The 13,852-nt window shown below is 72.4% G+C and carries 11 protein-coding genes and 1 rRNA gene; 7 read left to right on the forward strand and 5 right to left on the reverse strand.

Annotation, left to right across the window (positions count from 1 at the left end):
* Positions 1-163 precede the first annotated feature (163 nt).
* A 5S ribosomal RNA gene (rrf, locus tag ABZ479_RS10990) occupies positions 164-280 on the forward strand.
* 149 nt (positions 281-429) lie between these two features.
* Here the strand turns inward: rrf and ABZ479_RS10995 are convergent.
* Genes ABZ479_RS10995 through ABZ479_RS11015 form a run of 5 tightly spaced genes read right to left on the reverse strand, consistent with a single transcriptional unit; the run spans position 430 to position 5,862 of the window.
* A complete protein-coding gene (locus ABZ479_RS10995; RefSeq protein ID WP_500461302.1) occupies positions 430-1,740 on the reverse strand; it encodes a DUF58 domain-containing protein in 1,311 nt (436 codons plus the stop codon).
* A gap of 18 nt (positions 1,741-1,758) precedes the next feature.
* The gene (locus ABZ479_RS11000; protein ID WP_500461304.1) at positions 1,759-2,727 is read right to left on the reverse strand and encodes an AAA family ATPase; all 969 of its coding nucleotides are present in this window, start codon (positions 2,725-2,727) and stop codon (positions 1,759-1,761) included.
* Complete coding sequence (locus ABZ479_RS11005) at positions 2,724-3,950, reverse strand: DUF4350 domain-containing protein (RefSeq protein WP_500461305.1); 1,227 nt, start codon at positions 3,948-3,950, stop codon at positions 2,724-2,726. The genes ABZ479_RS11000 and ABZ479_RS11005 overlap by 4 nt, the downstream gene beginning before the upstream one ends.
* Entirely contained in the window at positions 3,947-4,603 is a 657-nt protein-coding gene (locus tag ABZ479_RS11010; protein WP_500461307.1) for a DUF4129 domain-containing protein, read from the reverse strand. Before ABZ479_RS11010 ends, ABZ479_RS11005 begins: the two co-directional genes overlap by 4 nt.
* Positions 4,604-4,608: 5 nt before the next feature.
* A complete protein-coding gene (locus ABZ479_RS11015; protein ID WP_500461309.1) occupies positions 4,609-5,862 on the reverse strand; it encodes a DUF7847 domain-containing protein in 1,254 nt (417 codons plus the stop codon).
* A 143-nt stretch (positions 5,863-6,005) separates the two neighbouring features.
* On the opposite strand from ABZ479_RS11015, the gene mtnA reads away from it, so the two are divergent.
* The 6 genes from mtnA to hpf all read left to right on the forward strand — a co-directional run bounded on the left by mtnA (position 6,006) and on the right by hpf (position 13,843).
* Positions 6,006-7,136, forward strand: coding sequence for an S-methyl-5-thioribose-1-phosphate isomerase (gene mtnA, locus ABZ479_RS11020; RefSeq protein ID WP_500461310.1), 1,131 nt, complete (start codon positions 6,006-6,008; stop codon positions 7,134-7,136).
* Positions 7,133-7,822 (forward strand): two-component system response regulator MtrA, encoded by a 690-nt coding sequence (mtrA, locus tag ABZ479_RS11025; protein WP_078620260.1) that lies wholly within the window; start codon positions 7,133-7,135, stop codon positions 7,820-7,822. Before mtnA ends, mtrA begins: the two co-directional genes overlap by 4 nt.
* A 28-nt stretch (positions 7,823-7,850) precedes the next feature.
* Positions 7,851-9,809, forward strand: coding sequence for an MtrAB system histidine kinase MtrB (gene mtrB, locus ABZ479_RS11030; RefSeq protein WP_500461311.1), 1,959 nt, complete (start codon positions 7,851-7,853; stop codon positions 9,807-9,809).
* Positions 9,809-11,641, forward strand: coding sequence for an LpqB family beta-propeller domain-containing protein (locus ABZ479_RS11035; protein ID WP_500461312.1), 1,833 nt, complete (start codon positions 9,809-9,811; stop codon positions 11,639-11,641). Before mtrB ends, ABZ479_RS11035 begins: the two co-directional genes overlap by 1 nt.
* Before the next feature lie 169 nt (positions 11,642-11,810).
* On the forward strand, positions 11,811-12,635 hold the full coding sequence (locus ABZ479_RS11040) for a ComF family protein (protein WP_500461314.1): 825 nt from the start codon (positions 11,811-11,813) through the stop codon (positions 12,633-12,635).
* A gap of 524 nt (positions 12,636-13,159) precedes the next feature.
* Positions 13,160-13,843, forward strand: coding sequence for a ribosome hibernation-promoting factor, HPF/YfiA family (hpf, locus tag ABZ479_RS11045; protein ID WP_500461315.1), 684 nt, complete (start codon positions 13,160-13,162; stop codon positions 13,841-13,843).
* Positions 13,844-13,852 lie beyond the last annotated feature (9 nt).

Consider the following 13,852-nt stretch of genomic DNA (forward strand, 5'->3'; position numbering starts at 1 on the left):
TTAAGGCTCCCAGTAGACGACTGGGTTGATAGGCCGGATGTGGAAGCCCAGTAATGGGTGGAGCTGACCGGTACTAATAAGCCGAGGGCTTGTCCATAGGTTGCTCGCGTCCACTGTGTAGTTCTGAAACAACGAACCGTTGGTTCGTATGGTTTCATAGTGTTTCGGTGGTCATAGCGTTAGGGAAACGCCCGGTTACATTCCGAACCCGGAAGCTAAGCCTTTCAGCGCCGATGGTACTGCAGGGGGGACCCTGTGGGAGAGTAGGACGCCGCCGAACAATTTTTAGCCTCAGCCCCCGAGTTGATACTCGGGGGTTGAGGCATTTTTGCGTTCACCACCCAGTCGCCCGTGCTGGACTGTGAGAGGCCCCTGCGTGTACGCAGGGGTAGGCGGAACTCCTTCCCGCCCCTCCACCCCCTCCGTCCGCTACAGCCGGCCGGTGGCCTTCAGAGCGAGGTAGGCATCTGCCAGTGCGGGGGCGATGTCGGTGGGCGGGGCGTCGACGACGGTGATGTTGTGCCGGGAGAGGCGCTGGGCGACGCGTCGGCGTTCCGCACGTGCCTGCTCGGCCGCCGAGGCCGCGTACACGGCGTCGACGCTGCCACGGCCCTGTGCCATCTCTTCGATGCGGGGGTCCGCCACGGAGGCGATGAGGACGTTGTGGCGGTGGGTGAGCTGGGGCAGGACGGGCAGCAGGCCCTCTTCCATCGGTGCGGCGTCGAGTCCGGTCAGGAAGACGACGAGGGAGCGCTGCGTGGCCCGTTGGAGCACCGTGGAGACCATGCCGCGGGCGTCGGATTCGACGAGTTCGGCTTCGAGCGGCGCCATGGCGTTGACGAGCGCGGGGAGCATGTCGCGGGCGGCGCGGCCCTGGACGGAGGCCCGCACGCGGCGGTCGTAGGCCAGGAGGTCGACGCGGTCGCCCGCGCGTCCCGCGAGGACGGCCAAGAGCAGGGCGGCGTCCATGGCGGCGTCGAGGCGTGGGGCGTCCCCGACGCGGCCGGCGGCGGTGCGGCCGGTGTCGAGGACGATGAGGATGTGGCGGTCGCGTTCGGGGCGCCAGGTACGGACGGCGACGGTGGCCCGGCGGGCGGTGGCCCGCCAGTCGATGGAGCGGGTGTCGTCTCCGGGGATGTACTCGCGCAGCGAGTCGAATTCGGTGCCCTGGCCCCGGACGAGCACGGATGTGCGTCCGTCGAGTTCGCGCAGGCGGGCAAGGCGCGACGGCAGGTGCTTGCGGCTGTTGAACGGCGGGAGCACCCGGACGGTCCAGGGGACGCGGTGGGAGCCCTGCCGGGCGGCCAGTCCGAGGGGGCCGTAGGAGCGGACGGTCACGCGTTCGGCGTGCCGGTCGCCGCGGCGGGTGGGGTGCAGCACGGTGGTGACGCGTCGGCGTTCGGAGGGCGGGACCGTGAGCCGGTGGCGTGAGGCGGCGACCTCGGTACCCGGGTACCAGCTGCTGGGCGGCCAGGCGTCGCGGAGGTGGGCACGGAGCGAGCGCCGGCTGGGGTTGGTCACGGTGAGGATGACTTCCGCCGTGTCTCCGAGTCGAACTGACGTCTCACCGGATCGGGTGAAATGGAGCTTTCGTACTGGCGCGGCGAGCGCGAGGTCGCACAGAATTCCGAAGAGAAGGACGCCTTCGACGAGCAGGATGCCGTTCCAGCCGGGGAGCAGCAGGCCGACGGCGAGGGCGCCCAGGGCGGCCAGGAGGGCGGTGCGTCCGGTGAGTGCCATGGTCGGTCGTCGCCCGTCTCAGCGCGGTACGGGGACGCGGGCGAGGACCGAGGTGATGACCGAATCGGGTGTGGTTCCCTCCATCTCGGCTTCGGGCCGCAGCTGGATGCGGTGCCGGAGCGTGGGGAGGGCGAGGGCCTTGACGTCGTCGGGGATGACGTAGTCGCGGCCGGTCAGCCAGGCCCACGCGCGGGCGGTGGCGAGCAGGGCGGTGGCTCCCCGGGGGGAGACGCCGAGGGTCAGAGAGGGGGATTCACGGGTGGCTCGACAGATATCGACGATGTAGGCCGTGATGTCGGCGGAGACCTGCGTCTTGGCGACGGCGGCCCGGGCGGTGTCGAGGTCGGCGGTGCCGGCGACCGGTCGCAGACCGGCGGATTCCAGGTCCCGGGGGTTGAAGCCGTCGGCGTGACGGGTGAGGACGTCGATCTCGGTCTCACGGGAGGGCAGCGGCAGGATCAGCTTCAGCAGGAAGCGGTCCAGCTGGGCTTCCGGGAGCGGATACGTGCCCTCGTACTCGACGGGGTTCTGGGTCGCCGCGACGAGGAACGGCTCGGGCAGCGGACGCGGGATGCCGTCGACGGACACCTGGCGCTCCTCCATGGCCTCCAGCAGGGATGCCTGGGTCTTGGGCGGGGTGCGGTTGATCTCGTCGGCGAGCAGCAGGTTGGTGAAGACGGGTCCCGCCTGGAAGGAGAACTCGGCGGTGCGGGCGTCGTAGACCAGGGAGCCGGTGATGTCGCCGGGCATCAGGTCGGGGGTGAACTGGATCCGCTTGGTCTCCAGCTGGAGGGAAGCGGCCAGGGCGCGCACGAGGAGGGTCTTGGCGACTCCGGGGACGCCTTCGAGGAGGACGTGGCCCCGGCAGAGCAGGGCCACGACCAGGCCGGTGACGGCGGGGTCCTGGCCGACGACGGCCTTGGCGATTTCGGTGCGCAGGGCCTCCAGGGAGGCACGGGCGCTGTCGGCGGTCGGGGCGGCGCTCACGGGGTGGCTTTCCTCTCGTTGAGAAGGACGCGGCGTTCCAGTGCGTCGAGGTCGTCGGCGAGACGCAGCAGGGCCGCGTCGTCGGGGGGAGGCGGACCGTGCAGCAGGCCGTGCGGATCGACGGCGGGGTCGTCGAGCCGGCCGGCCACCGCGGTGGCCAGGACGCCCGGGTCGTGGGCCTGGGACGGGGGGACGCCGACCAGCGGGGCCAGTCGGTCGCGTGCGGCGGTTCGCAACACCTCGGCGGCACGGCCGCGGGCTCGGCCGTGGCGGTAGAGACGGGCGCGTCCCTCGGTCGCCTCCGAGGCGCGCACGGTGGCGGGCAGCCTCTCGGCGACGACGGGGCCGAGGCGCCGGGCCCGCCAGAGAGCGGCGAGGGCGGCGGCGATGAACAACTGGAGTACGGCCCAGCTCCAGCCGTCGGGGATGAGGTCGAGGAAGCTTTCCTGACCGCCGCCGAAGGCGGAGGAGTCGGTGAGTGAGGGGAGGTACCAGACGAGCTTCGGGTGGGCGCCGAGGATCTGCATGGCGAGCGAGGCGTTGCCCTGCTCGGCGAGGTTCTCGTTCTGCAGCAGAGTGTGGGTGCCCAGGACGACGGTGTCGCCACCGTCGGGGGCGGGGAGGCGCAGGAGGGTGAAGTCGCCCGCGGCGTCGGGGTAGCAACGGTCGGCGTTCTGCGAGGACGTCGTATAGCTGCCGCCTCCCGTCTCGGCGGCGCCGGCGGTGCGGGCGGCGGACAGACCGCAGCCCGGTTCGAGGACGCGGACGGGGACGGGTCCTGTGTAGCGGACGCCAGGGGCGAGCCGCCCGACGGAGGGCTCGCCGGGGGCGAGGAGGACGACGCGGCCGCCGGAGCGCTCCATCGCGTCGTGCACCGCGCTCTGCTGACGCTTCGTCAACAAGTCGGGCGCGGTCACGAGGAGGGTGGTGTCGGGACCGGCGGCGGCCACGGCCGCGTCGGTGGTGGTGACGACCGTGGTGGTCACACCGTGGTCCTGGAGGAGTTGAGCGACGGCCCGGCTGCCGGACGGGTCGGGAGAACGGGGGTCGAGTGCGTCGTGGTTCTCACCGGAACGCGCGGCGGCGTAGAGGGCGCCGAAGACGATCAGGGCGAGGAGCGCCGCGAGGAGGCCGCGAGAGCGGGTCCACATCTGGCCGGCGGTGGGGGAGGCCGAGGTCGTGGGCGGGGCGGGCACCTGCGCCGGAGACAGGGTGTCGGTCACGGGCGGGAACCTCCGGTGGCGGTTCCGCTCTCGGTCAACCGGGGCTTGGTGCGCTGCACTTCGGTGTCGAGTTCACGCAGGGTGGCATAGGCGTCCGGGGTGCCCGGGCGGTCGCCGTAGGTGACGTCGTCGAAGACGCGTGCGGCGTCCGCGAGGCGGCCGGCGAGACCGGGGAGGGGGCGGCCCGCTTCGGCGGCGGCCTCGTCCGCGGTCCGGCCGGGGCGCGGGTCGAGCAGGGCCCGTTCCTCCAGGGAGCGCACGATCGCGCGCATCCTTTCCTGGACGGCCGGGCCCCACCGACCGTGGTGGGCGTGTTCCTCGGCGGCGGCCCGGTGCTCGCCGGCGGTCCGCGGGACGTCGGCGAACAGCCTTCCGCCCGTCATGGGTTGGGCGCGCAGCTTGCCGAGCCGCAGCCGTAGGGCGACGACCAGCAGCACGACCACGACGATGATCGTCACCAGACCGGCGGTGCCTCCGGGGGTGGCCCCGGAGGCGGCGTCCATCAGGTGGTCGATCTTCTCCCAGAGCCAGTTCAGGGCACGTTCGAACAGGCTCGGGTCGTCGTGGTGGTAGATCCCCTTGGACAGTTCGTCCTCGGCGGCCTCGCGGGCGGGGCCGCGGGGAATGGTGACCGGTACGTCGTCCCCCGACACCGGCGTCAGCCCCCGGTGGGCGTGCTGTTGCCGGCTGCGGTGCCCCCGCCGGGGGCGTCGGTGGAGCCGGGGACGCCCGCGGCCCGGGCGAGTTCGATGTCGAGGGCCTCACGGCGGATCCGCTGATCCATGTAGAGGAGGGCGGTAACCCCGGCCTGGATGGGGAAGGTGATGGTGGATCCGATGACGGCGCCGATGCCGATGACGATCAGATACGTCCAGCCCAGACCGGCCTGGTCGCCCGAGGCGAAGGCCGACAGGCCGTCGCCGCCGGCGAGCATCCCCACCACCATGAAGGGAACCTGGATGATCGACGAGACGATGTAGACGAGGATCATGGTGAGCAACTGGATGCCCAGAATGCGCCACCACGAGCCCCGGACCAGCTTGACCGACCGGGCCATGGACTTCAGGACGCCCTGCTTCTCCAGCATGAGGGCAGGCGAGGAGAGACTGAAGCGGATCATCAGCCAGACGACCACGCCGAGGGCGGCCAGGCCACCGAGGAACGCCAGGCCGACACCCGCGGCTGTGGCGCCGCCGACCGCGACGAGGACGCCGGGGACGATGCCGATGGCGAAGATCCCGCCGCCGATCAGGCTGAGCAGCAGCGTCAGTCCCAACAGGCGCGGCAACTGGCCGCGGGCGTCCGACCATGCCTCGCCCAGCGTCACGCGGTGGCCGAGCACGGCCCTGCTGATGACCATGGTGAGCATCGCCGTGGCGATCACCGACCCCAGCAGGCTGATGACGATGGTGAGCCCCGCGGCGGCCAGGGTGCCGCCGACGGCGTTCATGATCTCGCCGAAGGAGAGGTCGGAACGTTCGTCCAGGGAGTTCAGGGTCGCGTTGTCGTTGAGCATGAAGCCCTGGAGCAGCAGCATCGCGCCCTCGGTCAGCAACGAGACCGCGAGGGCGATGGTGAGCACGGTGCGCCAGTGGGCACGCATCGTCGAGACCGCACCGTCGAGGATCTCGCCGATGCCCAGCGGCCGCAGCGGGATGACGCCGGGCTTGGGCGACGGCGGGGCTCCCCAGTGCGGCTGCTGCCAGCCGGAGGGGGCCGGGCTGCCCCAGACCGGGCCGCTGGGCGGGGGCGGGGCCCCCCAGCCGCCGGTGGCCTGCCACTGGCCGGCGGGTGGCTGCTGCTGGGACCAGTTCTGCGGCGCAGCATCCTGCGGCGTGCCGGGGCCGTCGGTGCGGCCCGGATCGCCGGAGGGTGAGGATCCGGGCGAGGCCCAGCCCGGAGAGTCGTTCATCGTCGCTCCTTCGTTACTGCGCTACCTACCCGTCCAACGGCGGGACGGTGGCCATCGTGCCATGGGTGCAGCGGGCGTGTACCTGCGGATGCGGACTGCCGCAACCGTTCAAAACGTGCTGCCGTTCACGGCAGACTGAGCAGATGGGTGATCAGCACGTGGTAACTCTGGCCAATGATTCCAAGGGCAATCCCGACGAGCCCCTGCCGGCGCTGCGGTGGGAGGAGCCGCCGGAGGGCCCCGTCCTCGTCCTCCTCGACCAGACCCGGCTGCCCGCCGAGGAAGTGGAGCTGGTCTGCACCGACGTCCCCGCCCTGGTCGAGGCGATCCGCGGCCTCGCCGTGCGCGGCGCCCCGGTGCTCGGCATAGCGGGCGCCTACGGCGTCGCCCTGGCCGCCGTACGCGGCTACGACGTGGACGACGCCGCCGAATCCCTCGCCCACGCCCGGCCCACCGCCGTGAACCTTGCCTACGGCGTCCGGCGGGCCCTCGCCGCCTACCGGGCCGCCCTCACCGGCGGCGGCGACCCCGAGCGCGCCGCCGCGGCGGCCCTGGCCGAGGCCCGCAGCCTCCACGCCGAGGACGAGGAGGCCAGCGCCGCCATGGCCCGCCACGGCCTCCAGCTGCTCGCCGAGCTCCTCCCCGGCGGCGGCTACCAGATCCTCACCCACTGCAACACCGGCGCCCTCGTCTCCGGCGGCGAAGGCACCGCGTTCGCCGTCGCCCTCGCCGCCCACCGCCAGGGCCAGCTGCGCCGCCTGTGGGTCGACGAGACGCGCCCCCTGCTCCAGGGCGCCCGCCTCACCGCCTACGAGGCCGCCCGCACCGGCATGGCGTACACCCTGCTCACCGACAGTGCCGCCGGCTCACTCTTCGCCGCCGGCAACGTCCACGCCGTCCTCATCGGCGCCGACCGCATCGCCGCGGACGGCTCCGTCGCCAACAAGGTCGGCAGCTACCCGCTCGCCGTGCTCGCCCGGTACCACAACGTGCCCTTCATCGTCGTCGCCCCCACCACCACCGTCGACCAGGGCACCGCCGACGGCTCGTCCATCGAGATCGAACAGCGCCCAGGGCACGAAGTGACCGAATCGGCCGGAATCCCTGTGGCGCCGCTCGGCACCCAGGCGTACAACCCTGCGTTCGACATCACACCCGCGGCACTGATAACGGCAATAGTCACCGAAAACGGCGTGGTTTCGCCGGTCACCCCCGATGCCCTGGCAGCTTTGTGCCCGTCTCGTGCTCCAGGTCACGATCAGGTAATGGGATGATGGTCGCTATGAAGGGACGCGTCCTGGTCGTCGACGACGACACCGCACTGGCAGAGATGCTCGGCATCGTGCTGCGCGGAGAAGGTTTTGAGCCGTCGTTCGTGGCCGACGGTGACAAGGCCCTCGCCGCCTTCCGAGAGACCAAGCCCGATCTGGTCCTCCTGGACCTCATGCTCCCCGGACGGGACGGCATCGACGTATGCCGCCAGATCCGGGCCGAGTCCGGGGTCCCCATCGTCATGCTCACGGCGAAGAGCGACACGGTCGACGTCGTCGTGGGCCTGGAGTCCGGCGCCGACGACTACGTCATCAAGCCGTTCAAGCCCAAGGAGCTCGTCGCCCGCGTGCGGGCCCGGCTGCGCAGGGCCGAGGAGCCCACCCCCGAGCAGCTCACCATCGGTGACCTCGTCATCGACGTGGCGGGCCACTCGGTCAAGCGGGACGGCCAGCCCATCGCGCTGACCCCCCTCGAGTTCGACCTGCTGGTCGCGCTCGCCCGCAAACCCTGGCAGGTCTTCACCCGCGAGGTGCTGCTCGAACAGGTCTGGGGCTACCGGCACGCCGCCGACACCCGCCTGGTCAACGTCCACGTCCAGCGCCTGCGCTCCAAGGTCGAACGCGACCCCGAGCGCCCCGAGATCGTGGTGACCGTCCGCGGCGTCGGCTACAAGGCCGGACCCGGCTGAGGTGGCCACCGCGTACGAGCGTGAGCGGATGGAGAGCCGGCACGCGGACCCCCTGACGGGTCTGCTGCCGGTACTCCGCTCGTTCGTGCGCTGGGCCCGGCGGCCGCTCCAGCCCGCCGTACGGCTCTGGCGCCGCAACATCCAGCTGCGCGTGGTCGCCACCACCCTGCTGATGTCCCTCGGTGTCGTCCTGCTCCTTGGCGTCGTCGTCATCGGGCAGGTCAAGAACGGCCTGCTCGACGCCAAGCGGCAGACCGCCCAGAGCCAGGCCGTCGGCGGCTTCGCCGTCGCCAAGGAGACCGCCCGCAACGTCACCGGCAACAGCGACACCGACGCCGGTGCCGACGGGCACAGCCAGACCGACACCGCCACCTGGCTCAACAACCTCGTCGAGAACCTCGCCAGCAGCGGCCAGGGCGTCTACTCCGTCGTCGCCCTCAGCTCCGCCCAGGAGCAGCCCACCAGCGTCGGCGTCGACAGCCCCGGCACTCACGCGCCCCGCGGCTCCGGCGGCGTCCGGCCCGAGGAGAGCGTCCCCGCGGACCTGCGCAAGGCACTCGACGAGGAATCCGACGTCTTCGAGCGCTACACCTCGATGAAGAGCGACAGCGTCCCCGACGGAGAGCCCGCCCTCATCGTCGGCCAGCGCCTCAGCGACCCCAACGGCAAACCCTTCCAGCTGTACTACCTCTTCCCCTTCGACCAGGAGGAGAAGACCCTCGGCCTGGTCAAGGGCACCCTCGCCACCGCCGGGATCTTCGTCGTCGTCCTGCTCGGCGCCATCGCCTGGCTCGTCGTCCGCCAGGTCGTCACCCCCGTCCGCATGGCCGCCCGGATCTCCGAGCGCCTCGCCGCCGGACACCTCCAGGAACGCATGAAGGTCACCGGCGAGGACGACATCGCCCGCCTCGGCGAGTCCTTCAACAAGATGGCCCACACCCTCCAGGTCAAGATCCAGCAGTTGGAGGACCTGTCGCGGATGCAGCGCCGCTTCGTCTCGGACGTCTCCCACGAGCTGCGCACCCCGCTGACCACCGTCCGCATGGCCGCCGACGTCATCCACGAGGCCCGCGAGGACTTCGACCCCGCCACGTCCCGCTCCGCCGAACTTCTGCAGAACCAGCTCGACCGCTTCGAGTCGATGCTCTCCGACCTGCTGGAGATCAGCCGCTTCGACGCGGGCGCCGCAGCCCTCGAAGCCGAGCCCATCGACCTGCGCGACGTCGTACGCCGCGTCGTCGACGGCGCCGAGCCGATAGCCGAACGCAAGGGCAGTCGCATCGTCGTCCACGGCGACGAACAGCCCGTCACCGCCGAAGCCGACGCCCGCCGCGTCGAACGCGTCCTGCGCAACCTCGTCGTCAACGCCGTCGAGCACGGCGAGGGCCACGACGTCCACGTCCGCCTGGCCTCCGCAGGAGGCGCCGTCGCCGTCGCCGTACGCGACTACGGCGTCGGCCTCAAGCCCGGCGAGGCCACCCGCGTCTTCAACCGCTTCTGGCGCGCCGACCCCGCCCGCGCCCGCACCACCGGCGGCACCGGACTCGGACTGTCCATCGCCCTGGAGGACGCCCGCCTCCACGGCGGCTGGCTCCAGGCCTGGGGCGAGCCCGGCGGCGGCTCCCAGTTCCGGCTGACCCTGCCCCGTACCGGCGCCGACAGCCTGCGCGGATCACCGATCGCCCTCGAACCCGAGGACTCCCGCCGCAACCGCGACCTCGCCACCGCGCTCTCCCACCGCGGCATGCCCGCGGGCGCCACCGCGCTCGACGCCGTCACGCCCCCGGCACCCGCACACCACGGTTTCCCGGCGCCGCGCTTCGCCGCGCCCGCCATCCCCTCCATGCCGTTCACGCCGCCGCGGCCCCCCGCCGCAGACCCCGCCGCCCTGCCCGGCAACGGCGCACGGGTCGTCGGGCACCGCGCGGGCGGCGACACGGTCACCCACCCCACGACAGAGGACGAAGCGCGGGAGGACGACGACTGATGCGCGCGAAGGGGGGCGGCCTCCGCAGGCCGGCCGTTGTGGGCCTGCTCCTGAGCGGACTCGTGCTGCTCACGGGCTGCGCCTCCATGCCCAGCGGCGGCGAGGTGCACAAGGTCGGCGGTGAGAAGCACGCCGACACCGACCCCCAGGTCCGGGTCTTCGGCGTCAAACCGCAGGGCGGCGAGGCCCCCAGCGAGATCGTCAGCGGCTTCCTCGAGGCCACCACCAGTGACGAGGCCGACTACGCCACCGCCAAGCTGTACATGACCGAGGACCAGGGCAAGCGCTGGAAACCCGGATCGGGGATCACCGTCCTCTCCGGTGCGCTGTCCCAACTGCAGGAGCCCGGCACGACGGCCGACGGCAAGGACGGCGACAGCACCCAGATCACCCTCACCGGCGCCAAGGTCGCCACCGTCGACGACCGGCACGCGTACCACGCCGAGAACGGCACCTTCAGCAGCGGCATACGCCTCACCAAAGAGGACGGCGAATGGCGCATCGCCGGCGTCGCCGACGGCCTGGTGCTGAGCGAGGCCGACTTCCAGCGCTTCTACCGCTCCGTCGACACCTTCTACTTCGCCGCCCCCGGGCCGGGCGTCAAGGACGCGGCCGCCAGCCGGGACGCCCTCGTCGCCGACCCGATCTACCTGCGCAAGCGCATCAACGCGCTCAGCAACGCCGTCAACGCCCTGCTCGCCGGACCCACCGACTGGCTGGAGCCCGTCGTCGTCTCGGCGTTCCCCACCGGGATCCGCGCCGAGGAGGTCGAACTCGACGACTCCCAGCGCGTGACGGTCAAGCTCAAGGGATCCCCCGGCGGCGACGGCACGCGCTGCGAACGGATGGCCGCCCAGCTGATCCAGACCATCCAGGGCATGTCGTCCACGCCCGTGCCCTCCGTCGCACTCCAGGCACCCTCCGGCCGCACCCTGTGCACGCTGCAGCGCGACGAGGCCCGCCGCGCCTACGCGCCCGACAAGCTCGTCGGGGAGAGCAAGGAGCAGTACTACATCGACGCGGAGCACCACCTCGTCAGCTTCGACAGCACGGACGAGAGCCCGCTGCCCGGCGAGGTCGAGGGACCGCTCGGCGCCGGGACGTTCAAGGTCGGCTCCGCCGCCGTACGGCGCGACGAGCAGTACGCCGCCGCCCTCAGCGAGGACGACGCGAGCCTCTACGTGACCGGTCTCAGCGCCGACGCCCAGCTCGGCCCCGTCGTCCTGCGCAGCCAGGCCACCGACCCGAAGAACCGGCTGACGACCCCCAGCTGGGACGGCTACGGCGACCTGTGGATCGCCGACCGCGACCCCGCGAAGCCGCACCTGTACATGCTGCCGGACGGCGTCGGCGGCCCCGTGCCCGTCGACATGCCGGAGCTCGGCGACGGGCGCATCGAGGCGCTGCGGGTCGCGGCCGACGGCGTGCGCATCGCCCTGCTGGTGCGCGACGGCGACCACACCACGCTGCAACTCGGGCGGATCGAGCGCACCGGTACCGCCGGCGACCAGAAGATCACGGTGGCCGGGTTGCGCAGCGTCGCACCGCAGCTCGAGGACGTCATAGCGGCCTCCTGGGCCGGGTTCAGCCGGCTGGTCGTCGTGGGACGCGAGGCCGGGGGAGTGCCGCAGATCCAGTACGTGGACGCCGACGGCTCGGGAACGTCGTCGTCGAGCCTGCCGGGCATCAGCGGCGTGGTGTCGGTGGCCGCCTCGGAACGCCAGGACCAGCCGCTGCTCGCGGAGCTCGACGGCGGCGTCTTCCGGTTGCCGCCCGACTCGAACTGGAAGGAAGTTGCGGGCAAGGGCGGCTCGCCCGTCTACCCGGGCTGACCGGCGGTCCCCGGCACGGGGTTCCTGCGCCGCGAGCGGGGCGCGGGGTGCGGGGCGCCTGGCGCCGGTGCTGGGGCCGTGGGGCCGCGCGGCGTAGGGCGCGGCGGAAGTTATCCACAGGCTGGGGACGGGGCTGGTCGTCGTCGCGAACTCCCGGCATCGTTGAGTCATGCGCGGAGCACGGGGGAGGCGGGGCCTGCGGTGCGGCCGCGCGGTGCGGTCATGGTGGCGGGAGATCGCGGGGCTGCTGCTGCCGGCCGAGTGCGCGGGGTGCGGGGCGCCGCGGACCGTGCTGTGCGAGGAGTGCGGTGCCGCGCTGCACGAGCCGGGGGCGCGGGAGGTCCGGCCGGAGGCACCGCCGCCCGGGCTGCCCGCCGTGTGGGCGTCGACCGTCTACGCCGACCAGCCGCGCGCGGTGCTGCTGGCGCACAAGGAGCGCGGCGCCCTGGGCCTGGCGCGCCCGCTGGGCGAGGCGCTGGCGGGGGCGGTCTACGCAGCGGTGCGGGGAGGGGGAGGGGGTGGGGCCCCCGAGACGCGGCACCGGCAGGACACCCTCCCGGTCCCCCCGCCCTTCCCCCCGGCCCTCGCTCTCCCCCCGGTACTCCTCGTCCCCGTCCCCTCCTCCCGCCGGGCGGTCGCCGCCCGCGGCCACGACGCGACCCGCCGCCTCGCCCTCGCCGCCGCCGCGGACCTGAGGCGGGACGGGCTGTCCGTCCGGGTGGCGGCGGTGCTGCGGCAGCGCCGGGCGGTGGCCGACCAGTCGGGCCTCGGCGCCCGGGCCAGGCCCGCGAACCTCGCCGGCGCCCTGACCGCCGTACGCGGGGCGGGCCGCCTCCTGCGGACCGCGCCGGTGGTGCTGGTGGACGACCTGATGACCACCGGCGCCTCGCTCGCCGCCGCGGCCCGCGCGGTCGAGGACGCAGGGGGGCAGGTCATGGCCGCGGCGGTGGTCGGCGGACCGGCACCGCTGCGCCACACCGAGAGCCGGCGGTAGCGCCCGGCACCCCCACGGCGGCCCGGCACCCGGCGACGGACGCGGTCCGAACCGCGGCCGGCAAGGCGGCCCGCACCACGCCGGACCGCGGCCCGGACAGCGCGGAGGACAGGCTCGTCGCGCGGCCGAACGGGCGGTCGAAAGGGCGGTCGAAAGGCAAGCGGAATCCGAAGGTCAGGGCCGATCTCGCAGGTGGCACAACGGTCATTTCACCCGAAGGGAGGTATAGCGCATCTGGGGGTGCCGACCCCGGGTCCGCGGGTCTATGTTCGGTGGTGAGGGGCGGCGGTGCCCATGGTGGGCCGCCGTTTCACGGACCGCGAGACGTGGTTCACCCACGGTTCAGTGGGTGAAGATCTGTCTCGCGGGGGAGGAGGAGGTGAGAGTCGCGGCTTCGCCGCCCGGAAGCCTCCGAGCGCGCGGAGCGGCAACGAACGTCGACGCCGGGCGGGACCTGGTGCCCGCCGGCCTCAGCGCAAGGGATCGCCCCGTGAGACCGAGGCGATCCGGGAACGGAGTTCTGCGTGGACATCGTCGTCAAGGGCCGTAAGACCGAGGTGCCCGAGCGGTTCCGGAAGCACGTGAACGAGAAGCTGGAGAAGATCCAGAAGCTCGACGGCAAGGTGATGAGCCTCGAGGTCGAGGTGTCCAAGGAACCGAACCCCCGGCAGGCAGACCGTTCCGACCGGGTGGAGATCACGCTGCGCACCCGTGGCCCGGTGATCCGGGCCGAGGCCGCCGCGACCGACCCCTACGCGGCGCTCGACGTCGCCGCGAGCAAGCTCGAGGCGCGGCTGCGCAAGGCGGCCGACAAGCGCCGGGTGCATCGCGGCGGCAGTCGGACGCCGATGAGCGTGGCGGAGGCGACGGCCGGACTGGCCACGACCGAACTGAACGGCACCCCGACCGCCGGGGAGACGTCCACGGGCGTGCCCACCACCAAGATCGGCGGTCGTCTCGAGGTCCAGGGTGAAGGACCCCTGGTGGTTCGCGAGAAGACGCACGCGGCAGCACCGATGACGCTCGACCAGGCACTCTACGAGATGGAACTGATCGGGCACGACTTCTACCTGTTCATCGACTCCGACACGGAACAAGCGAGTGTCGTCTACCGGCGGCACGGCTACGACTACGGCGTCATCCACCTCAAGGCGGACCCGTCCGTCGAGGACGCGCCGGCCGGCGCGGGCGGAGCGCTCCGCCGGTGAACTAGGGGT

Origin of the sequence: Streptomyces sp. NPDC005722 (assembly GCF_040630935.1) — a bacterium.
Classification (GTDB): Bacteria; Actinomycetota; Actinomycetes; order Streptomycetales; family Streptomycetaceae; genus Actinacidiphila.